This is a genomic window from Microbacterium sp. P5_B6 (assembly GCF_056400345.1).
In genome coordinates, this window is record NZ_JBFULL010000005.1 from 269403 (window position 1) to 291547 (window position 22145).

The following is a 22145-nucleotide window of genomic DNA, read 5'->3' on the forward strand; positions in this document are numbered from 1 at the left end:
CGCCGCCGTCAGACTCCGGCGAGCACAGCCTCGCGCCACGCGGTCAGCGCGACGGCGATCGCGCGCGAATCCGCCCAGGGGATCTCGGGCGCTTCCAGGCGCCCTTCGGCCAGCGCGAGCGATACGGCATCCGCTTCGGCGGCCATCGGCTGGATCGATGGGAACGTCAGGACGCGCTCGTCCGAACCGCGGCGGACGATCACGCTGGTTGCACTCCCGGCGCGGTCTCCCCATGCATCCGGAAGCTCGATCGTGCCCTTCTCGCACCGGATCACGGCGGACGCCGGCAGATCGCGCAGAATCGACGTCTCGAGCGCTGCCACCACTCCGCCGAGGCCGAACTCCGCACGCGCGTGCCCGTCGACCCCCTCGACGACGTCGCCGGATGCCGAGAGCAGGGCGACCCAGGACGGCACGGCGTCGTCGGGCCGCGGCATCCCACCCGCCCGTGCCACGTCGACCGCGAGCGAGACCGGATAGCAGCCGACATCGAGGATGGCGCCGCCGGCCAGTGCGGGGTCGAAGAGCCGTCCGCTCCGGGAGCCGGCCTCGAAGCCGAAGGCGGCCTCGACCCGCTCGGGGGCGCCGAGCTCTCCGCTCGCGAGGATCGCTCGCAGATTCTCCGCCAGCGGACCGAAGCGCGTCTTGAACGCCTCGACGAACGGCCGTTCGGCGCGCAGGGCCGCCGCCAGGATCCGTTCGACCTCGTCGGCCGTGGGACTCGCCGGCTTCTCGCACAGCACGGCCTTGCCGGCCTCGAGCGCGCGGATCGCGAGGTCGGCGTGCGTGGTGTGGACGGTGCCGATGTAGACGGCATCGACGTCGTCGCGCGCGAGGATCGCGTCGTACGTGCCCGACGCCTCTGCTCCATGCTCGGCGGCGAAGGCGGCGGCGCGCTCAGGCGACGAGCTGCCCACGGCGTGCAGCACTCCATGAGTCGAACTGCGCAGTCCGGTCACGAAATCTCTGCTGATCGCTCCGGGTCCGAGGACGGCCCACCTGGTCTGTTGCATGCGCCCGATGCTATCGATTCCCGGCGTGCGCTTCGGTGCGGAGGCTCGCTCGTCGGCCACGTCTGCGGAGAACCCGGACTGCCCGGACGGACACCACGTCGGCCGGAACGAGGGATCACCCTCGCTCCGGCCGACTGTGGGGTCCTACTTGAGGCGGAACTGCGCCTTCAGCTCCGAGCCGTCATCGCTGCGGATGATGACGTCGAGACATCCGGTCGCACCCTTCGTCGTCTTCCAGTTGTACTGGAACCGGCCCGACTGGGCGTCGTAGACCAGCGAGGTGCCGCCTGTGACGGTCGTCTCGATCTCGTCGACCGGTGCCGACGGGTCACAGGAGTGCTGCACCGTGCGCAAGCCGGCGATCGCGCTTGTCGACGTCAGCTCCTGGTCGCCCGCGAACAGCTCGAACTTCAGGGAGACAGTCGAACCCGCCTTGACGACATTCACGATGTCTCCCATGTCGACCGGGGCGTAGAAGCCCTGGAACGTCCACGGGGTGACCGTGTACGACCGCGTCTCGGTGTGCTCGTTGCCCGCACGATCCTTGGCGAGAGCGGTCAGCGTGTGCGTGCCGACTGCGGTGCTGTAACCGGTGACGGCGCATCCGTCCTCGCCTGATACGGCATCCGCTGCCGTGCAGTCCGGCGCAGCCGGCACCGCGCCGTAGACGAACGACCCGCCATCGGCGATCGCACCGCTCCAGGTGAGCGTCGGCGCTTCGGTGTCCACCTTGGCGGTCAGCTCCACGACCTCCGAGACGTGTCCGGCGGTGTCCGTGGCCCGCGCCGCGAACACGTGCCGGCCTTCCGGCAGCTCGACCGGTGACGAGTACGCCTGCCAGGCCGCGCCGTCCAGGCGATACTCCACCGATGCGAGCGGCGACGGGGCCGCGTCTGTCGCGACCACCGTGACGCGGGGGGCGGTGGTGTACCAGCCGGTGGCGCCCGGCTCCGGGGAGTCCAGCGTGACGACCGGTGCGCCCGAGCGGACGTCGATCGTGAAGGTGGCCGTCATCCTCGGATCGGCGTTGAACGAGACCGTCACCGTCTTCGTGCCTGTTGTGGCGGAGTCGAACCCCGTCGCGGTGTACTCGGAAGGATCGAGCACCCGCGAGCCCCCCGACGCCAGCTCACCCGACACCTCGAGCCCGGCAGGTTCGAACTCGTCACCGACTTCGTAAGCCGTCTTGCTCGGGGGTGTCTTGATGGCGATCGACATGGGTGTCGGCACCTTGGGCAGCGTGACGGATGCTGTCGGAGCCGATCGGTCGCCATCGCCGAGCTGGTTCACCCCGGCGATCTCGTAGGCGTGCGTCGACCCGAGGTCGAGGTCCTTCACCGTGCAGCTCGTCCCGTCCACCTCGCAGACCGGCGCGGTTCCTCCCACCTCGTAGACGTGGTAGCCCGTGAATCCGCGGCCGGGCGTGGCTGCGGCATCCCAGGTGACGGTGATGGAGGTGTCACCGGTCGCAACCGCCTTCGCGTTCAGCGGGGCCGGGGCCTTGGTGATGTCCTTGACCGCGAGCCACGAGATGACCGGCTTCTCCGCACCGGCGCCCTCGTTCGTCACGACGTACTGCACTGTGGCGGGCGCGTCGAGCGTGAAGGTGAGCTCGGCGGCGAGCGGAGTGTTCGTGCCTGCGAGCGGGATGGTGGCCTTCGCGAGCTCGACACCTCCGGCCGAGACCGTCTGATACATCGATCGGCTCAGGTTCCACCATTCGGTGAAGCCGCCGGTCAAGGTGTACGTTCCCGCGTCGAGGGGCAGCCGGTAGACGAGCTTCGTCGTGTCTTGGTAGAGACCCGTCGAGTACTTGTCGTTGATATCGGTCGTGCTCTTGACCTTCATCCCGTCGGCGACGTAGCCCCACTGGTCTGCGGATGCCGAGACCTGGTCGATCTTGTCGTTGCGCAGTGCGGGAACCGACTTCTTGACGGCGGCGTACTGCGGGGAGTCCGCTCCGCCGGTGCCCGAGTCGATGTAGTACACCAGGAGCGACGGGACGATCTCGAAGGCCGCGACGACCGGCTGCCCGCTGGCGGTGAGGCGCCCCGTAGCCGTGAGCTTCGCGTACTCGGCTCGGGGCTGGGCGACGGATGCGGCATCCCAGGTGACCGAGGTCGGGGTGCCGGCGACATCGACCTTCGCAGGCAGCGGTTCCTTCAGGCCCAGAGCACCCAGCACGCCCAGGTCGCGCGGCAGCGTCTGGACGTAGACGAGCGCGAGGCGGGCGTTGAAGCCGCTCGTGCCGTTCGTGCCGAACTCGAGGTCGACCACGCCGGCGGTGTCGAGCGTGACGGACTGGGCCACCGGTGTGGCGGCACCCGTCGACACGGCGGTCTTGGTCGTCGACTTGCCGGCCGCCTTCACCGTCGAGTAGACGTTCGTCGTGGTCGCCGCCCGCGGCGCCTGCACGCCGACGATGTTGTAGTTGCCGGCGGGGAGGGTCAGGTGGTACGTGATGGGCTTGCTGAAGTCCGCCCCGACGTACGACGAGCCCCAGTCCGCGGGGGTGCCCGCCGCCACGGTCGTCGCGGTGGTCGAGTACCCCCACGTGGTGCCCGCCGTGGTGCCGTCCCACTTCTGGTCGCTCGTGCCGTTGAGCAGGTTGGCGAATGCGCTCTTCACTGCCGAGTAGACCGAGCCGGCCGGAGCTCCCGAGGAGCCCGAGTCGATGAAGTACGTCAGGTCGGCCGGGACGACGACGACCGTCGCGCTGAAGCGCTGGTAGACCCCCGCACCCGTCTTCTCGGACGTGCGACCCGTCGCGGCGAACGAGGCGAGCTCCGCCGTGCTCTTGGCGGCGTCGACCGAGCCGAGGCTCCACGTGACCTTCGCCGGTGCCCCGGCGAGTGTGAGGGTCGCAGGAAGCTTGCGGTCCTTCGGCGTGATGGTGACGACACCGAGATCGATGACGTCCGTGCTCACGTCCTTCGGCGTGAGGCGGTCAGCGGCGGCCGAGAGGCGCGCCGCGAGGGCGATGGCGCCCTCGGCGTCGAGCCCGTAGGCCACCGGGTCGGCGACGGCTGCCTTCGCGTCCGCGAGGACCGCGGCGAACACGGCCCACGTCTCGGCGCTGTACTCGCTCTCGCTGAAGCCCTTCACCGAGTCGGCGAGCGCCGACAGCGGGTTCCTGTCGACCTTGGTCGAATCCGCGTTCGCCTTCACGACTCCGACGGCGTCGACGTTGATCGACTCCGTGTTCGCCGTCTTGATGACGACGGTGTGGGCGGCGTTCTTCAGCCCGCGCAGGACGAACGTCGTCCGCTCGCTTCCCGATGCGTACGTCGGCGCGGACGCGACGATCTGCACGCCGTCCACGACGACGTCGAGCGTCGGCGTGCCGCTGTTCGTGCCGATGATGTCCAGACCCGTGCCCGTGAAGGCGTAGGTGAGGGCGGCGCCCTTGGCGGTGCTCTTCGACGCCGTGCGCTGCCACTCGAACATGCCCTGGCCGTTGATGTGGCTCCAGTTCGCGTCGAAGCTGAGGACCTTCTTCGACGTGTCAGCCCAGCTCGTCCGGTGCATGCCGTCGATGACATCCGTGTAGTACGGGGTGTAGCCCGCGACCGGCACGACCTTCAGGTTGTCGAACTGCACGAAGGTGAAGCTCGACCCCAGCTGGATACGCCCCGTCGCCTGGGGAGCGGGATCCGTGTAGCTCGCAACCTCGATTCCGTTGACGGATGCCGTGTACACGGCGCCCGCGACCTTGACGGCGATGCTGTTCCACACGCCGGGCCCGGCCTTGAAGCCTGCGGCCGCGGGCACGGTGCCGGTCGAGAGCGTGCTGCCGAACCGCAGGAAGGTCCAGGTGCCGGCCGCGTCGACCTTCAGCTCCGCAGCCGAAACGCTCTGGCCGTTGGCCGTGCCGCCCTGCTCGCGGGCCCCGATCGTGGCGTACTGCGCTCCCGCGGCCTCGAACAGGACATCGGCAGAGACCGTGTAGTTGGCCCAGCGGGAATCGCCGATCGTCGTCTTCGGGTCGCCGCCGTTCCAGGCGCTCCCGGCCATGCCGGGGCCGACCTGCTGACGCAACACGCGGGAGTGCGCGGCATCCGTCGTCGCCACCGACTCGAACGCGCCGTTCGTGTCGTTCGTGTACCGCGGCGTCGCGCCGTTGTCCTCGCTCTGCACCGTCGGCGTGCCGGCGGGCTTCACCTTGCTGCCGCGGGCATCGACGAAGGACTGGCCGGAGTCGACGAGCGCGCGGGTGCCGGGGTCGTAGCCCTTGATGTTCCCGAGGTCCTTGTAGTCGAAGTCGTCGGCGTAGATCGTGCCGTCGTTCGTGACGCCGTTGACGCTGCCGGACGCGTCCGTGTCGAGCACGTCACGGCCGCCATCGACATCCGTGTACTCCTTGGAGCTCGGCAGCGAGCTGCCGTAGCCCTCCTTCGCGACGAGGGTGCCATCGGCGCGCTTCGTCGCGTGGTCGAGCGAGGTGGCCGTGGCCGTCGACCAGGGCTTGACGGTCACCGAGTACATTCCGGTGGCGTCGGGCGCGAGCTCGGCGACCGGCTGGAGGTAGTTCGCGTCGTACGCCTCGCCGGCGTCGGCCGCCCGCGTCTCCCACACCTCGACGGTCTGGTCGGCGCCGAGCTTCAGCTCCTTCGCGGTGATCCGGTAGGTCTTGGTGAACTTGCTGTCGTTGACGATCACCGTCGAGAAGTCCGAGGCATCCGGGGCGGCCAGCGTCGTGTACGACGCTCCCCCGGCGCGCGCGCCGCTCGGCGGGTTGCCCGTGCCGAGCTCGCTGCCCGACGCCTTCGGGATCGCGCGCCAGATGCCGGCGGTGTTGTCGCCGTTCTCCCACCCGAGCTTGGCGAACTGGGTGAACTGCTCGAGGACGGCGAGGCCGCCGTCGTAATAGATCCACCCTGACCAGGGGTCGCGGGCGTTGACGAGCTCCTTGGACGAGTACTGGAAGCCGTCGTAGAAGGAGCCGATCGCGGGCTGGAACACGTTCATCGTGCGCCGCGAGGCGGTGAACCCGGTCGTGATCCAGTTGCCCATCTCGAGGGCGCTGTTCGTGCCGCCGAACTGGGTGCCGACGCCGCCCTGCTCGTCGCTCGCGTTGTTGTTCGGCCGGTCGGCGGAGTTGGAGAAGGTCGACTGGCCCTCCGAGTTCCACACCTCGCGATCGAGCTGCTCGGCGATCTTCTTCATGTTGCCGGCGCTGTCGTCGGCGCTCGAGTAGTGGAAGCCGACGATGTCGACCGCGTTGCGCAGCGACGGGTCGGTCGACGAGGTCATGGCGTTGCCGAGAGCGACGGGCGGGGTTCCCACCGTGTCGCCCGCGATCGTCCTGATCGCGGTGAAGAGGCGCTTTTCATCGGCGCTCTTGAAGCCGTTGTTCGGGTCGCCGCTGGAGGCGCCCTCGTATCCCTTGGCGTCGCCGCGCACCCATCCCGCGAAGTCCTTGTAGAGCTGCTGGTCGGGAGTGCCGGTCTCGTTCGTGTCCGGGTTGATCGAATCCACCATGATGCCGTACTCGCGGTAGGCGGCCAGGACCGTGTTCTTGAACCAGATGTACTGGTCGGCGTGGCTCGCCACCCAGGTGGGGCGGTTCCAGCGCAGGAGGCTCAGGTGGATGTCGCCGTGCGCGACGAGCTGGGCGTCGGCGGCGAGCTGGAAGCCCGGCTCGCGGAGAACGTTCGGGTACTCGTCCCGGGAGCGCATCGTCGAGGCGTTCGGACCGGTCGAGGTGTTGCGGTCGTTGCCCATCTCGATCTTGACGGTGTTCATGATCGGGTGATCGCCGCCGAAGAGCGTCTCGATGAGCTCCCAGTACTTGTCAGGATGCTGCGACTTGTAGTCGAGGAGGAGCGCGCTGGTCGAGTTGGCCGACAGCACGCCGAAGCCCTTGAAGGTCAGGCCGTTCCTGTTCTGAGCCGTCGCCGCGATATCTGCGCCCGCCACCGTCACGACGACCGGGTCCGCCCCTGCTGCCTGCGCGGCAAGCGGCGCGGTGAGCGGCGCCAGCACGACGGCGGCCGTCACAGCCGCAGTCACCGCGATCCGCGACCGGCGCGAAGCACCTTCATCCTTCGAGCGGGGCATCATTGCTTCCCACATCTGCGTTCTCCATCCGTCGTACCGCAGCGCACGGCACCGTGCGTCTGAGATTCTCCGCCGTCGCACGCGCTTATCGAAGCGATCCGAACATAAACGTTCATCCTTGATTCAAAACGAACATCGAATTAGCATTCGACTGTGGACCCTCCTGCCGAGCCGACGCCGTTCGGCCTCTCCCGACGCGAGCGCATCCTCGACGAGTTGCGGCGCGCGGGCGCCGTCCGGGTCTCAGACCTCGCTCGAGAGCTCGGAGTCGCGGAACTCACGGTTCGCAGAGACATCAGCCAGCTGGCGGACCGCGGGCTGCTCACGCGCGTTCACGGCGGAGCGACTCTCCGCAGCCGCCTGGACACGACGGTTCCGGCCGGGTCGGCGGCAGCGCCACCCGTCCGCTACCGCGTCGGCATGGTGGTGCCGTCGCTGAGCTACTACTGGCCGCACATCATCATCGGCGCGCGCGCAGCCGCGACCGATCTCGGTGTTCAGCTCATCCTGCGCGGCGCGAGCTACTCCGTCGACGACCAGCGACGGCAGATCGCATCGCTCATCGAGGGAGGCAGTCTGCACGGGCTCATCGTCGCACCGGAGACGCTGGGTGCCGACGGGCGGGCGCTGCTTCACTGGCTCGAGTCCTTGCCGATCCCGGTCGTCCTCTCCGAACGACGAGTGCCTTCCACGCTCGCGCTGACGAGCCTCGAATGGGTCACGACGGATCACGTCTTCGGCGGTTCTCTTGCGGCCGATCATCTGGCGTCGCTCGKCCATCGACGAGTGGGCATCCTCACGTCCGTCGGGTCACCGACATCCTGGCAGCTGCGCCGAGGCTGGGATCGCGCAGTCACCGAACTGGGACTCGAATGCCCCGTCGACGTCGATGCGACGCTCGACGCCATGGACGGCATCGCCCGCGACGCGCTCATCGCCGATCTCCTCGAACGATGCCGGCAGACCTCGACGACTGCGCTGCTCATCCACAACGACCCGCAGGCGGTGCTGGTGCAGCAGCATGCGCGAGACCACGGCTGGACCATACCCACCGACCTCGCGATCATGGCCTACGACGACGAGGTCGCCGAGAGCGCGGAGCCGCCCATCACGGCGCTTCGCCCGCCGAAGCAGCACGTCGGCCGTCTCGCCGTCGAGACGATGGTGGACCGCCTCACCGACGGCGCCCGGCGCCCCGTGCAGCGGACCTACGTCCTGCCCGTTCTTCATCCTCGTGAGTCGACAGTGTCGCGTGGCGTCGCCACCGCGGCCGCCGGCCACGCCGTTCCCGCGGTTCGGTGACGAAATGTGCCTCGCGTCTGTCCACCTCACGGAGCGCCCGCGGCGTTGATGGCCCTTCCGGCTGCCCGCGGTGAAACACTGGAAGCCCGCTGTCGCGCCTGCGCGCCCTGACCCACCAACGGAGCGAACGATGACACAGCTCGAAATCGGCACCACCGCCCCCGACTTCACCCTGACCGACGCCACCGGTGCCGACCGATCGCTGTCGGATTACCGCGGCCGAAAGGTCATCGTGTACTTCTACCCGGCCGCATTCACGCCTGGATGCACGACCGAGGCCTGTGACTTCCGCGACAACCTGGGCTCGCTCACGGGCGCCGGCTACACGGTGCTCGGAATCTCGCCCGATCCGGTCGAGCGGCTCAAGGAGTTCGCCGACGCTGAGCAGCTGGCCTTCCCGCTGCTGTCGGACGAGGGTGCTGAGGTCGCCAAGTCGTGGGGGGCCTGGGGGGAGAAGACGGTCGGCGACCGCACGTTCGAGGGCCTGATCCGCTCGACGATGGTCGTCGACGAAGAGGGTCGGCTTCAGTCGATCGAGTACCACGTCGACCCCCACGGGCACGTCGGACGACTGCGCGAGGCGCTCGCCTCCTGACGAGGCGTCCGGGCCGTCGCGACTGGTCCCGAGCGGTCATTCTGATCGAGGATGCCGCGCTGCCGGTTCCAGGTTCTCCACGACGCGGTAGGTGGACAGACTCCCCGGTCCGACGACCTCGGAGGACACCAGCTCGAGGTGCGCGGCATTGGGAAACAGCTTCTTGCCCTGGCCGAGGGCGACGGGGAAGGTGATGAGGCGGTACTCGTCGATGAGTTTCGCGTCCCGCAGCTKGGCGATGACAGACTCGCTGCCGATCACGACGATGTCGTGCGCTTGTGTCGTCTTGCCGACCCACTCTTCGAGGGGACCGGAGACCGGCCGCGAATTCGTCCAGACGGCGTCGGGCAGATCGCGATGGGTTGCGACGGCCTTCTGCGCGTCATTCATCTGCAACGCGAACTCTGAGTCGCGGGGTGGCCAGAGTTCGCTGAAGTGATCCCAGGTGCGCCGGCCGAACAGCAGCACGCCCTTCTGCATGATGCTGCCGAGGCGGAACTTGTCGCCCGCGATACCCTCGGCCCCATACCGCATCGCCCAGCCGCCGGCGGTGGTGCCGTCGTTGCCGTCGGGGTCCTCGACGACCCCGTCGAGCGTGATGTACTGCACGACGATCACTCGTCCCATGGTGTGCCCCCTCCGGGTGGTCAACTCGCGTTGAGGACGGCTCCGGCGCTCTCGATACGTTGGCGGAGGGTCGCGTGCTCGGCTGCTTCGAGCGCTTCATCGCCCTCGAAGAAGTTCGGATGCCCGACACCTGTTGCCAGAAAGGCAGCGAGGCTCCCCCGGATGTAGGTCCCCCACGCGTTGGAGCACGCTGCGTAGCATTCGACCTCGGGCTTCAGCCCTTCGTGCGTGAACGTCACCTGCGAGCCCGCATCGGATGGGGTGATCTCGAACCGGACGGTCGTGCCGTTCCACTCCTGCTTGTCATCGACGAAGCTGAGGTAGCTGCCCGTGACGATCCATGCGATGCGGCGACCGGGTTCGAGCTCGGTGACCCGGAACCCGCTGTAGTGCAGGCCTGGCACGACATAGACGAACTCGTCGCCCTCGGCCGTTGTGGTGCCCGTGATGCGGCCCCACCAGCCCGCGACATCGTTGATCGCGTCGTAGACCTCTGCGGGCGTTCTGTCGACCGTGATGGTGGCGGTGTAGTCGGCGCTCATCGTGTGACTCCCTTGTTCCCGTGAGACGCTAGTCCGCTTACTTGCATCATGCAAGTGCTAATGTCGAGTCCATGCTGGGCAAGACGTACGACACGCAGGTGTGCTCGATCGCGCGATCGCTCGAACTCGTCGGCGAGCGGTGGAGCCTGCTGATCATCCGAGACGCTCTGTTCGCTCGGGTCACGCGGTTCGGCGACTTCCAGCACAATCTCGGCATCGCGACGAACGTGCTGGCCGCACGCCTGGATGCCTTCGTCAACAGCGGCATCATGCACCGCGAGGGTTCGGCCGACTATGTGCTCACCACCAAGGGGCAGGCGCTCGCGACCGCGCTGATCGCCTTGACGGAGTGGGGAGACGACTGGGCAGCGCCCGGCGAGCCGCCGATCCTGTATCGACACGGATCGTGCGGTCAGCCAGTCAGTGGGCGGGTCGTGTGCGAGGAATGCGGAGTGATCGACGCCGGCGAGGCGAAGGTGCAGATCGGACCCGGGATGCCGGCGGAGTACGTCGCCGCGCGCCGCGGGGGTCAGCGGGCGCCATAGTCGCAACGCAGCGCGCCGACGATGAACGGGAATGCTGTGGCCGCGACGACTGCTCCATTGACCGGCAAGGACATGAGGGCTAGCGTGACGCCCAACGGGTGCTTGAGAGCGCTCCCATGCGACTCTTCTCGCGTCCGACATCCTCCGTTCCAAAGGAAACGTCGTGACCACTCGCCTGGCTGTCGCCTGCCCTCGCTTGCCTGCTCGCCCCGATCTGCGCCCCATCGCCATCGTGCTTGCCTTCGCCCTCGTCGTGGGCGCTCTCGTCATCGGCCTCCCACGAAAAGCCAGCGCCGCGACGGTGGGCGCCGGGTCGTACACCACGACACTTCCCGCCGGGCAGCTTCTGCCCTCGGGGTGCGGCGATCTTTCCACCAACCCGAGAGCCGCGCTCACCGCGAACGCCCCTCAGGGGCCGATCCCCACCAACGACTGGTGGACATCGATCCTGTGGAAGAAGACCGACTGCGCGTTCGGCGAGCCCCTTCACGCACATCCCGCCTCCTACGACACGTTCCCCGGAGGCCTCGGGATCTCCCACACGACGACTCCCGTCGTCACCGGCAGCGCCACCGGAGTCGGTGAGTACAAGTTTCCCTATATCCGGGACGTGCTCGTGGGGATGCCCGGACTCCAAGCCGGCAGAGTGATGGTCGACGGCTGGTCGGACTGGACCGTCTCACCGCAGTGGACCGACGGCGTACGGACTATGACGGCCACCATCGGCCATGGTCTGCCGATGTCGTACTACCGCGTGTCCGGTGGGGGCGCGCAGCTGCTCGTCGACGGGTCGCCGAGGATCTGGAGCTCGGGCGGAAGCCGGATCGGCTTCACGATCCGTGGTCATGACTATGTCGCTTACGCCCCGACCGGTGCACTCTGGACCGTGAACGGTGGCGTGATCACTTCCAGCCTCGCCGGGAAGTCGTACTTCACCGTGGCGGTGCTTCCGAGCACGGCATCCAGTACGGACGCCCAACGCAACTCATTCGCCGACAGCTATGGACGGTTCGCGCACTCGCACGTCACCGGAACAGCTGTGGACTACCGCTACGATCCTGCTTCCGGCTCGGTGCAGACCACCTATCGGCTCATCACGACGCCGCGTGAGGGCAGCCAGTCGGGAACCGTGGTGGCGCTCTACCCCCATCAGTGGAAGGCCTTGTCGGGCGGCACCCCGATCGCTGATGAGTACGTCTCCCCACGCGGACGGATGAAGACTCTCGTTGGCGTGACGTCGTTCACCACGACGATGAAGTTCCACGGCATCCTGCCCGAAGTGCCCGCAGTGGCAACGTCCTCCGGCGCCGACCGGACCGAGATGGACCGCCTGCTGAACGAAGTCGCCAACGATCCTGCCGGTGAGCAGAAGCCGGACACGTACTGGGCCGGCAAAGCCCTCGGACGGGCCGCCCGGATCGCCGAGATCGCTGACCAGCTGGGCAACACGGCCGTCCGCGACAGGGCGCTGACCACGATCAAGCAGACACTGACCAACTGGCTCACCGCCTCGGCCGGCGAAACGGACCACCTCTTCTACTATGACCAGAAGTGGGGCACCTTGATCGGCTACAACGCGAGCTACGGCTCCGATCAAGAGCTCAATGATCACCACTTCCACTACGGCTACTTCATCGCCGCCGCAGCCACGCTGGCCAAGTTCGATCCGACCTGGGCCGGGGCCGGCCAATACGGAGGCATGATCGACCTGCTGATCCGCGACGCGAACAACTACGACCGCTCCGACGTCCGATTCCCCTACCTCCGTGACTTCGACGTCTACGCCGGTCACGACTGGGCCTCCGGGCACGGCGCCTTCGCCTCCGGGAACAACCAGGAATCCAGTTCGGAAGGGATGAACTTCGCCGGCGCCCTGATCCAGTGGGGGCAGGCCACCGGGAACGCCGCCATCCGCGACGCCGGCGTGTATATCTATGCGACGCAGGCGGCGGCCATCGAGGAGTACTGGTTCGACGTCGACGACGAGGTGTTTCCTGCGGCCTTCCCGCATAGCACCGTGGGGATGGTCTGGGGCGACGGTGGCGCGTACGCCACGTGGTTCACCGACATGCCGGAGAAGATCCACGGCATCAACCAGCTGCCCATCACCGGCAGCCACCTGTACCTGGGGCTCAACCCCAGCTACAACAAGATCAACTACGACGAGATCGTGCGCAACGCCGGTGAACCGCGAGCGTGGCAGGACATCCTCTGGGAGTTCCTCGCCCTCGGTGACCCCGACCTCGCCCTGAGCAAGTTCCGCGCCAACCCGGGCTTCGCATCCGAGGAAGGGGAGAGCAAAGCACACACCTTCCACTGGATCCGCAACCTGGCCGCCTTGGGAGTCCTCGACCCCACGCTCACCGCAGATCATCCCCTCGCGGCTGCGTTCATCAAGGGTGGTCAGCGGACCTATGTCGCGGCGAACGTCTCATCGTCTGCGCTGACGGTGACCTTCTCCAACGGCACGAGAGTCAACGTCCCGGCCGGCAAGACCGTGGCCACCGGTGCACAGAACTGGTCGGGAGGGAACGCCATCGGCCGACCGGGCCCGAGCGGGACTCCGACACCGACACCGTCGCTGCCACCGACACCGACGGCCACTCCGACTCCCACTCCCACTCGTACGCCCTCTCCCACTCCGACTCCGACTCCCACGCCCACGCCGACGCCGACGCCGACGCCCGTCGCAGTCGGCACCCTGTACCTGGGCGTCAACGGGTCTCTCGGGGCGGCAAGTGCCGCTGGCGCGAGAACGCTCGCCCCCGCCAACGCGGAACTCGACGGCAAGCCGCAGAACGCCATCACGTTCACCGCCTCCCATCTGACGCTGCGCTTCTCGGGCGGCGCTCCGACATTCGATCTGCTCGTCGACGCCGGCCAGGCCGTGGGGAACGCCACCCAGCTGCGGCTGTCGTATGACCTGACCGGCGACGGCACCTGGGATCGGGTCGAGACCTACCGATATTTCGCCACAGATCCCATCCCGGGCTACGAGCACTACCGGCAGACCGCGCAGCTGCTGGTCGCCACGGGGGCACTGGGTGATCTCCGCAACGGGACGGTCAAGGCCGAGGTGTGGCATGCTCTCGGCAACCAGCCGGGCACGCTCGGGGTCGGCAACCAGTCAGTGCTGGTGCTTCCGTACAGCTGAGGTGAGAGTGCGAGCAGACGGTGGGGCGCTCGCGGATCCGTCAGCGGGAAGAGGTGCCCGCGTTGAGCCGCTTGTTCCACGTCAGGGCATACCGCCACAGAGCGAACTGCTGCCAGCGAACGCCGGGAAGAACGCGGGCTGCGCTCTCCCGCACCTCCGAGTACGTGTGGGGAGGCGGCCACACCGTCGGCGCGGAGTGTTCCCAGTAGTTCCGGGTGCGCGAGAAGAACTGATGTTGAGCGACGCCGGCCAGGCCGAGCAGCCGGTCGCGAGGGGTCGTCGCCCGTGCGAGGCCGATGATCGCAACGACGCCACCCGGGGATGTGAGGTCCGCGAACCGCTGCAGCGTGTCCGGCAGGCTGGGCAGGTGGTGGATGGTGGCGACCGAGGCCACGACGTCAAAGGTCCGGCCGAAGTCGTAGGTCATGACGTCCCCGCGAATCCACTGGATCCCGTCGTGATCCGCAGCCGCTCTCGCCAGGACCTCGGCATCCAGGTCGACCGCGGTCACGTCGGGCAGCGCGTCTCGCAGATCGCCGGCCAGCTCCCCGTTTCCCGTGCCGACATCGAGAGCAGATGTCGCGCTCGGCGGGATGGCTTTCATCACGATCGGATGGAAGTGGATGTTGTGGTTCCAGCGCGACCGCTCGGCTTGTCCCATCCGACCATTCTCCCCAGCCGATCCCGAACGCACGACAACATTCCTCAGCGTGCGCCGGTTCGGTGATGGCTGCGGTTCTGGCGTCACTTCGCGCCTATGGTGGATCGGGTGACGCCGACCCCGCTGCGAGCCGTCCTTCTGGACATGGACGGCACATTGGTCGATTCGCATGCGGTCGTCGAGCGTGTCTGGACGCAGTGGTCCCACAAGCACGGTGTCGACCCGACGCGCACCCTCGAGGTCATCCACGGTCGGCAGGGCCACGAGAGCATGGCGATTCTGCTGCCGGGCCGGCCTGACGAGGTGAACCTCGCGGAGAACAGCGAGCTCCTGGCCGCCGAGACGGCGGAGCTGGACGGCGTCGTCGCGATCGACGGCGCGGCGCAGCTCTTGGACGATCTCTTCGGCATCCCGCACGCGCTCGTCACCTCCGCCACGCAGAGTCTGGCGTTTGCGCGCATGGGGGCGGCAGGACTGCGGATCCCGGACCTCTGTGTCACCGCGGAGGATGTCCGCAGGGGCAAGCCGCACCCCGACGCGTTCCTGCTCGCCGCGGCGCGCCTCGGAGTGGATCCCTCCGACTGCATCGTGGTCGAGGACTCGGCCAGCGGGATCGCCGCGGGAATCAGCGCCGGGATGAGGGTGCTCGGCGTCGGTCGCCACGCCGAACACGGCGACCCGACGTGGATTGTCGATTCCGTTGCAGCCTGCCGGGTTACCTCCGCCGCCGATGGCCTTGTGCTTTCCTTCACCGGGTGATCGGTCGATAGGACCTGCGGATCAGCGGACGGCCAGGATCCCCCACCGGCGCGGCCTTGTCTTCGCGGCGGTGCTGGACGCTTCTTATCGATACCTAGACATTCGCATTCGGTGTGGCTGTTTGTGCCAGGTTGGCGAGCAGTTGGAGGCGTTCCTGGGTGGCCGATCCGGGCTCCGCGGAGAACACGATCATCTGGAGTCCGCGGTCGGATGCGAGGTCCATCGCTTGGAAGGTGAGGTCGAGGTCGCCGACCACGGGATGGTGGACGAGTTTGAGGCCGGTCCGGTGCTCGCGGACGTCGTGAGTTCCCCAGAGCTTCCGGAACAGATCGCTTCGGGTGGACAGCTCGCCGACGAGGTCACTGAGTTGCCGGTCGTACGGGGAGCGGCCGGCCTCGGAGCGGAGCACCGCGACGATCTGGCGGGTCTGCGCTTCCCATTCCCGGTAGAAGGCCTGGGCACGCTCGTCGAGGAAGATGAACCGAGCAGCGTTGACTGGGGACGGGGCGTCGAGCATCTCGGAGAAGAGAGCTGCCCCCAGCCGGTTGGTCGCCACAGCATCAAGGCGGCCGTTCTGAATGAAGACCGGCACGGTCGACATGGAATCGATCGTCTGTCTCATACCTGCGGTGAGGTGCGTCTTGCGAGGCGCGCCCTTTCGCTGCAGTGGGTGAGCGCCCGCATTCGCGGCCCGGATCAGGTCGTACAAGTGCGCGTGCTCGGCTTCGTCGAGTTGCAKGGCGCGGCTGACACCGTCGATCACCGCTTCCGAGACTCCCGCTGCGTTGCCCCTTTCGAGGCGCTTGTAATACTCGGCGCTCATTCCGGCCACCATTGCGACTTCTTCGCGGCGAAGCCCCGGAACCCGGCGGCGACCGCCGAAGTCGGGCAATCCCACMTGCGACGGCGTGAGCTTCGCACGCCGCGTGGTGAGGAACTCGCTGATGGGGTTCGGGCTGTCCATGCCATCGAAAGTACGCCGACTCTCGACGTGTAGCGGGTCCCTGCCGGGGCACCCATAGGTGGGGCCACGCTCATTCCCGCGAAGAGGCGTTGACTCGAACCATCAGCCGCTCGCCGCAACCGGCGCAATCGTCACCGCTGCCAGCAGTAGCCAGCCCGCGCCCGAAGAGAAGGACAGTACTCATGAAGAACGCACATCTCGGGACCCTCGAGGTCTCCCGCATCGGCCTCGGCGCCATGACTATGGCGGGGACTTACACGAGCGGCGGCGGTCTCGACAACGACGAGTCCATCCGCACGATCCACCGCGCCTTGGACCTGGGTGTCACCCACATAGACACCGCCGAGATCTACGGCCCCTACCTCAGCGAAGAGATCGTCGGCCGAGCCATCAGGGGCCGCCGCGATCAGGTGAAGATCGCCACGAAGTTCGGCCTGGTCTCCCACGCCGGCGGCGGACCCGGTGTCATCGACAGCAGTTCAGCGAACGTGAAAGCCGCCGTCGAGGGCTCACTGCGGCGGCTGGGAACCGACCACATCGACCTGTACTACCAGCACCGCGTGGACCCGAACACGCCCATCGAGGAGACCGCGGCTGCAGTCAGCGAACTGATCGCCGACGGCAAGGTGCTCCACTTCGGTCTCTCCGAAGCGTCCGCAAAGACCATTCGCCGGGCACATGCGGTGCAGCCGGTCTCGGCGCTCCAGACCGAATACTCGCTGTGGAGTCGCGACGTGGAAGCAGAGATCCTCCCCCTGCTCCGCGAGCTCGGCATCGGGTTCGTTCCCTACTCGCCGCTCGGGCATGGCCTGCTGACGGGGCAGATCCGTTCCGTTGCCGACATCCCTGATGACGACTGGCGCAAGACCAACCCGCGGTTCGTGGGCGAGAACTTTGCGCGCAACCTTCGCCTCGTCGATGAGGTCGGTGCGATCGGTGCGGAGATCGGCGCGACCCCGGCGCAGACGGCGCTGGCATGGATTCTCACCCGCGGCGACGACATCGCCCCGATCCCGGGGACCCGCCGGGTGGCACGAGTCGAAGAGAACACCGCCGCCGACACGGTCGAACTCACGCTGGAGCACGCCGAACGCCTCACCTCGCTGGAACCCGCCGCCGGCGACCGCCACGATCAAGCCAACATGCTCTCGATCGATCAGTGACCGCGCCCGTCCCTTTCAGGTCAGATCCGATTGACTCCGCTGCGCGCGCAGGAATCGCCGAACCTCAGGGATGACCTGAGCGCTCGCCCCGAGAATCGAGGCATGGTCCTCACCGGCGAGGACCACCAGGCGCGCGTCGGGCATCCGCATCGCCGCCTCGCGCGTCGGCTGAGAGCAGGCGGTGTCAGCATCGCCGACGATGAGGAGCGACGGGGTTCGCAGTGCCGCGAGTCGCTCGGTGTCCATGGGCTTCCCTGACCCGAGGGCCGTCAGCAACGCGATCATCGCCCGCGGGTCATTGCGGCGCAGCGCCCGCGACGTCTCGGCGTCGACGGACTCGCCCCTCGCCCGTGCCCATTCTTCGACGAAGGCGTCCATCCCGCCGGCCGCGATGACCGCCGCTGGTTCCGGAACACGTTCCGCACTCTCATCGGCGGGTCGGAAGGTGCCGGCGAGCGCCGTGAATGAGCGGATCCGCTCTGGCAGGCGGTCGACCAGCGAGAAGCCGATGAGACCGCCGAGGGAGTAGCCGATGTAGTGAGCCGACGGAATTCCGGCATCGTCGAGGACCGCAAGGACATCCCCGGCCAGGCGCTCGAGCGAGTACCGGTCGGCAGTGACCGGCTTGGTGCTCTGGCCGTGGCCGCGGAGGTCCATCGTGATGACCCGGTGGTCCGTCACCAAGGCGTCGACGTAGCCGAGGACGCGCCAGACAAGCTGGGACAGGGCTGTCCCGTGCACCAGCACGACCGGCTCTCCCGCCCCGTAGCTCCGGTAGACGATCGACTCGCCCTCAGATGTGCGCGCGATACGTCGCGCGGCCGGGAGGCGGTTCACCGACCCAGGGTACCGGGCGCTCTCCCGTCTCAGAGCTGCGGCCGGGCGGGAGACGTTCAGCCGCACGCCTTCATGCCAAGCTGCGCCGCTATCGCAGCGTGCTGAGTTTCGGTGTCTCTTCAAGCCGTTGGGAGTTGAGCCAATCGAGGGTCACGTCTGCGATGTCTCTCCAGCCGCTGTCGATCGTCAGGGAGTGTCCCCGTCCGTCGAACTCGTGATAGTCGGTGACCGATGGGTTGTCGCCGTAGAGCTTGAGCACCTCGAGAGTCACGGCTTTGGGTACCGTGTGATCTTCGGTGCCGGACGTCAGCAGCAGAGGCCCCCGTGGTGCAACGTGGGTGTCGACCGCGGCGGGAGAATTCCTGGTGAAGTTCGCGGTCGCGTCCTCGAACAACGGCCGCCCGGGCCCCGGGATCGTCCATGCTTCATGCAGAGCATCGGACTCCTGTTCCGAGAGCACGTTCCCGAAGCTGTACCGAAACTGCTTGGCCGTCAAAGAGACAGTCCGATGCTTGTTGGCAGGGTTGCCGAGCACGGGAAGACCTGATCGCAGCTGCGAGAACGGCAACGCCTTCACCCCTTTGATCGGCGCYGGATCGATGGCGATTCCGGCCGTCGCGTACCCGTTCGCGAGGAGCTCCTGGGCAATCAGCCCACCGAAGGAGTGACCGATCACGATCGGCTTCACGGGCATCTGCTCAATCACTCCGGCGTAGTGCCGGCAGATTGCTTCGATGCCGACATCGTCGAGTGCCGAGGGATTCTCGCGCGTGCCCTGCACGGTGTCGGCATCGCCCGGCCACCCGGGGGCGGTTGTCTCGTAGCCGGAGGCCTCGAAGAGATCCTGCCATTCACGCCACGCGCTCGCGTGGATCCAGAGTCCGTGGATGAACAGGACGGGAAACGGGCGACTGACAGCTGCATCTGACACAGCGACTCCTTCATGGGTCGGATTGGTGGGACGGAGGATCGGAAGAGTTACAGCGTGGGTATGAGGCCGCCATCGATGCGGATGTCGGCACCCGTGATATTCGCGAAGCGGTCGCTCGCCAGTACCAGCACCAGGTCGGCGACCTCATCCGGCCGAGTGAACCGTCCGGTCACTGCTTGCGCCGCCGCCGCGGCAGCGACTTCTTCTGGTGTGCCCCCTCGAGCATGGGAGACGGCCTGTGCGACTCCGGCAGCCCCCATCCAGAGTGCTGTTGCCACCGGTCCTGGGCTGATCGTGTTGACGCGGATGCCGTGCACGCCGACATCCTTTGACAGCGACTTGCAGTAGTTCGACAGAGCTGCCTTCGCGGCAGAGTAGTCAGCCACGAGCGGGTCAGGCAGAGCGGCATTGACGGAGCTGATGGTGACGATGCTGCCGCCACCCCCCATCAGGGCGGGCAGTGCTGCTCGTATGGTGCGCACCGCCGCCATCAGGGTGAGGTTGAGCGTCGTTTCCCAATCGGCATCCGTCACGCTCGCGACCCCGTCGGGACGCGGGGTGACAGCACCGACGTTGTTCACAAGGATGTCGATGCCTCTTCCTGTCAGCGCTCGCTCGATGAGGGAATCCGGCCCGTCGGGCGTTGCCAAATCGACGGCGAAGAACTCGACGCTTCCCGTTGCGATCACCGTCTCGAGTTCGGGCGTGACCGAACGAGCGCCGGCGAGAACATAGGCGCCCTCTTTCGCGAGCGCCTGGACGACGGCCAGCCCGATCCCTTTACTCGCGCCAGTGACAACTGCCGACTTTCCGGCCAATCCAAGATCCATAGTCTTCCCGTCAGCTATGGAGGAGCAGAACCGCCGAAGCGGAAGTAGACGGACCGGTCTATCTTGCCCTCATGTGGGAGTATGGCCTAGGGAGAACTCCAAGGGCAAGGGTGGATTTGTGAGCATCTCGGACGCAGGTGATGAAGGGGCGCTCGCATCGGCCGCGAACCGACCCCCGACCACCTCAGCTGCGTACCAGCGGATCCTCACGAGGGCCACGGAACTGTTCATTTCGACGGGTATCCGCACCGTCGGTGTAGATCGATTGATCGCGGAGTCCGGCGTCGCTCGCGCCACCTTCTTCCGTCATTTCCCCACCAAGGACGACCTCGTGGTTGCGTTCCTCGAGGCCCAGGCGGCCGACGCGCGCCAGGCGTTGAGCGCCATACGCGCTCAACCCGACGGGGCTCGCGCCCTGCTCGCCGAGATCGCGTCCGGCGCGAAGGCCGGCATGGAGTGCACCGGTTTCCGCGGCTGTGAGTTCATCAACACGGCAGCGGAATACAGCGATCCTCAGCACAAGACACGCGCGGTCGTCGACCGCCACCGGGCATGGGTGCGGGACCTCATGGTCGACTCCCTCGTCGAACTCGGCCATCCCACGCCGCACGGCACCGCCGAAGTGCTCTTCACAATGCGCACCGGCGCTATCGTCGCGTCCTCGCTCGAGGGCTTCAGCGACACCGATGGCGCATTCGACAAGGCGTGGTGGGCCCTGGTGGATCACGCGTAGCCGCACCACTTGCAAGCAGAGCCGCGACGGTCACGCCCTCGATGCCGGGCCCTCCCACGCAGCGAGAAGCAGCCGGATCTGCTGTTCGATCTGCGCGATGATCTCGTTCACACTCAACGCGACGTTCTCGCCTGCCGCCATGCTGACGAACATCACCGCGGAGATCATTCGTGCTGCGGTCGCGGCCGGGACGTGTTCGATGCCGACGGTGCGCTGGAGGATCGTCGCGATCGACTCCTCCGTCCGTGCCGCGATCTCCAGCGCCGCGCGGTGATGGGGATCCGTCGGGTCGCCGAACAGCATCTCGCGGAGGTAGGTGCGTCCGTTGTCGACCTGGACGCGGTTGCAATGCACGATCGGCTCGATCAGCGCCAGCACTGCGTCGACGGCGCGCGGTTCGGCGGCCGCATCCTTTAGACCCTCGTCGAGTGCCGTGGCATAGGCCTCGTTCTGCACAAGCAGAAGAAGTTCACCCTTGGTCTTCGCGTACAGAAAGAGGGTGCCGGCACCGATGTCGGCCTTCTCTGCGATCTGCTGAGTCGTGACGTCATCGACGCCATGCTCGGCGAACAGTTCACGAGCGGCATCGACGATGCGGTCGAGCTTCTGCTGCTTGTTCCGCTCGCGCCGTCCGATCGGCGAGGAAGGGAGAGTCATGTGGTCCTCCGGTCCGGCCCGACCAGAATTCGTCGGGCAGCGTTCTGTCTGTTCAGTCTGACGGCTTGAGGCCGTCACTACTCTTCGTGGCGAGGAAGGATCCGCCCGTCCCGGACGTACGTGAGTGCGGCCGAGACGTCGTATGCGTGGATGGCAGACACGAACGGAGCGAGGGCCTCGATGACCTCTGCGATGCGGCGGCCCGAGGAGAACTCATCACGCGCCGCCTGCTCGGCGAAGCCGAGGACGACGGACGCGTGGAGATGCTGGTCGTCCGGATTGTCGTGCGCGACGTCCGGAGTGTCCCAGAGCTTCTCGCTCCACGGAAGGAAGACCTGCGTGCGCAGTTCCTTCAGCGGTGCGGCGCCGGCCAGTGCCGGCACGAGCGTCTTGTTCACGAAGGCTCGGAACGCGATCGACCCGACGCCCTGACGGCGGCGGAGGTAGAGCACGCCCCGTGATCCGACTCTCTCGCCGGGCGCCACGTCGTACCATCGCGACGAGTTCGGGGGTCCGGCGTACAGGAGAGTCCGGCGGAACACGTTGATCTCGTCCTGGTAGGCAAGGGCGGTCTGCTTGCGACCGCTGAGCGGTGAAAGGACGGATTCGAACGTGACTTCGGCGATGCCGTCGATCTTCCGCTCGACCGGAATCTGCGTCTCGACGCCTTCGGTGGCAGGCCACCGGCCAGGGTTCTCCTCGTCCAGGTGGATCTGCCGGTACTCCTCAAGCCCAGCGGTGTTCGAGATGATTCCGGAGTGCGGGCCCCTCC

General features: G+C 67.3%; 18 protein-coding genes. 7 read left to right on the top strand and 11 right to left on the bottom strand.

Features of this window, described 5'->3' with window-relative positions:
- Positions 1–8 precede the first annotated feature (8 nt).
- Positions 9–1013, bottom strand: a complete 1005-nt coding sequence (locus AC1DP3_RS09340) for a Gfo/Idh/MocA family protein (protein ID WP_477292881.1) — start codon at positions 1011–1013, stop codon at positions 9–11.
- 144 nt (positions 1014–1157) lie between these two features.
- Complete coding sequence (locus AC1DP3_RS09345; protein ID WP_477292882.1) at positions 1158–7025, bottom strand: PxKF domain-containing protein; 5868 nt, start codon at positions 7023–7025, stop codon at positions 1158–1160.
- 201 nt (positions 7026–7226) lie between these two features.
- Here AC1DP3_RS09345 and AC1DP3_RS09350 point away from each other — a divergent pair, with 201 nt between their 5' ends.
- Positions 7227–8375 carry a substrate-binding domain-containing protein gene (locus tag AC1DP3_RS09350; protein ID WP_477292883.1) on the top strand — a complete coding sequence of 383 codons (1149 nt, stop codon included), beginning with the start codon at positions 7227–7229 and terminating at the stop codon, positions 8373–8375.
- Between the two features lie 130 nt (positions 8376–8505).
- Positions 8506–8970 (top strand): thioredoxin-dependent thiol peroxidase, encoded by a 465-nt coding sequence (gene bcp, locus AC1DP3_RS09355; protein WP_477292884.1) that lies wholly within the window; start codon positions 8506–8508, stop codon positions 8968–8970.
- A gap of 36 nt (positions 8971–9006) precedes the next feature.
- On the opposite strand, the gene AC1DP3_RS09360 is transcribed toward bcp, so the two are convergent.
- Both AC1DP3_RS09360 and AC1DP3_RS09365 read right to left on the bottom strand, forming a co-directional pair.
- On the bottom strand, positions 9007–9597 hold the full coding sequence (locus AC1DP3_RS09360; protein ID WP_477292885.1) for a dihydrofolate reductase family protein: 591 nt from the start codon (positions 9595–9597) through the stop codon (positions 9007–9009).
- A gap of 20 nt (positions 9598–9617) precedes the next feature.
- Positions 9618–10139 (bottom strand): SRPBCC family protein, encoded by a 522-nt coding sequence (locus tag AC1DP3_RS09365; protein ID WP_477292886.1) that lies wholly within the window; start codon positions 10137–10139, stop codon positions 9618–9620.
- Positions 10140–10210: 71 nt separating this feature from the next.
- Between AC1DP3_RS09365 and AC1DP3_RS09370 the strand changes: the two genes are divergently transcribed.
- Both AC1DP3_RS09370 and AC1DP3_RS09375 read left to right on the top strand, forming a co-directional pair.
- Positions 10211–10684 (top strand): winged helix-turn-helix transcriptional regulator, encoded by a 474-nt coding sequence (locus tag AC1DP3_RS09370; protein WP_477292887.1) that lies wholly within the window; start codon positions 10211–10213, stop codon positions 10682–10684.
- Positions 10685–10847: 163 nt separating this feature from the next.
- The gene (locus AC1DP3_RS09375; protein ID WP_477292888.1) at positions 10848–13838 is read left to right on the top strand and encodes a glycosyl hydrolase; all 2991 of its coding nucleotides are present in this window, start codon (positions 10848–10850) and stop codon (positions 13836–13838) included.
- 40 nt (positions 13839–13878) lie between these two features.
- Here AC1DP3_RS09375 and AC1DP3_RS09380 read toward each other — a convergent pair whose 3' ends face one another.
- Entirely contained in the window at positions 13879–14499 is a 621-nt protein-coding gene (locus AC1DP3_RS09380) for a class I SAM-dependent methyltransferase (protein WP_477292889.1), read from the bottom strand.
- A gap of 108 nt (positions 14500–14607) precedes the next feature.
- Here AC1DP3_RS09380 and AC1DP3_RS09385 point away from each other — a divergent pair, with 108 nt between their 5' ends.
- A complete protein-coding gene (locus tag AC1DP3_RS09385) occupies positions 14608–15258 on the top strand; it encodes an HAD-IA family hydrolase (RefSeq protein ID WP_477292890.1) in 651 nt (216 codons plus the stop codon).
- A gap of 94 nt (positions 15259–15352) precedes the next feature.
- On the opposite strand, the gene AC1DP3_RS09390 is transcribed toward AC1DP3_RS09385, so the two are convergent.
- A complete protein-coding gene (locus tag AC1DP3_RS09390) occupies positions 15353–16222 on the bottom strand; it encodes a helix-turn-helix transcriptional regulator (protein WP_477292891.1) in 870 nt (289 codons plus the stop codon).
- A 182-nt stretch (positions 16223–16404) separates the two neighbouring features.
- On the opposite strand from AC1DP3_RS09390, the gene AC1DP3_RS09395 reads away from it, so the two are divergent.
- Positions 16405–17385: an aldo/keto reductase gene (locus AC1DP3_RS09395; RefSeq protein WP_477292892.1), complete on the top strand. Its 981-nt coding sequence runs from the start codon at positions 16405–16407 to the stop codon at positions 17383–17385.
- A 15-nt stretch (positions 17386–17400) separates the two neighbouring features.
- On the opposite strand, the gene AC1DP3_RS09400 is transcribed toward AC1DP3_RS09395, so the two are convergent.
- From AC1DP3_RS09400 to AC1DP3_RS09410, 3 genes are all read right to left on the bottom strand, one after another.
- Complete coding sequence (locus AC1DP3_RS09400) at positions 17401–18222, bottom strand: alpha/beta fold hydrolase (protein WP_477292893.1); 822 nt, start codon at positions 18220–18222, stop codon at positions 17401–17403.
- Positions 18223–18310: 88 nt separating this feature from the next.
- Positions 18311–19153 carry an alpha/beta hydrolase gene (locus AC1DP3_RS09405; protein ID WP_477292894.1) on the bottom strand — a complete coding sequence of 281 codons (843 nt, stop codon included), beginning with the start codon at positions 19151–19153 and terminating at the stop codon, positions 18311–18313.
- 47 nt (positions 19154–19200) lie between these two features.
- Positions 19201–19983: an SDR family oxidoreductase gene (locus AC1DP3_RS09410; RefSeq protein WP_477292895.1), complete on the bottom strand. Its 783-nt coding sequence runs from the start codon at positions 19981–19983 to the stop codon at positions 19201–19203.
- Between the two features lie 118 nt (positions 19984–20101).
- On the opposite strand from AC1DP3_RS09410, the gene AC1DP3_RS09415 reads away from it, so the two are divergent.
- Positions 20102–20716, top strand: a complete 615-nt coding sequence (locus tag AC1DP3_RS09415) for a TetR/AcrR family transcriptional regulator (RefSeq protein ID WP_477292896.1) — start codon at positions 20102–20104, stop codon at positions 20714–20716.
- Positions 20717–20746: 30 nt separating this feature from the next.
- On the opposite strand, the gene AC1DP3_RS09420 is transcribed toward AC1DP3_RS09415, so the two are convergent.
- Together AC1DP3_RS09420 and AC1DP3_RS09425 are read right to left on the bottom strand one after the other, a co-directional pair.
- Complete coding sequence (locus tag AC1DP3_RS09420; protein WP_477292897.1) at positions 20747–21373, bottom strand: TetR/AcrR family transcriptional regulator; 627 nt, start codon at positions 21371–21373, stop codon at positions 20747–20749.
- 77 nt (positions 21374–21450) lie between these two features.
- The coding region (locus AC1DP3_RS09425) for a strictosidine synthase (RefSeq protein WP_477292898.1) at positions 21451–22145 on the bottom strand (695 nt) is incomplete at its 5' end.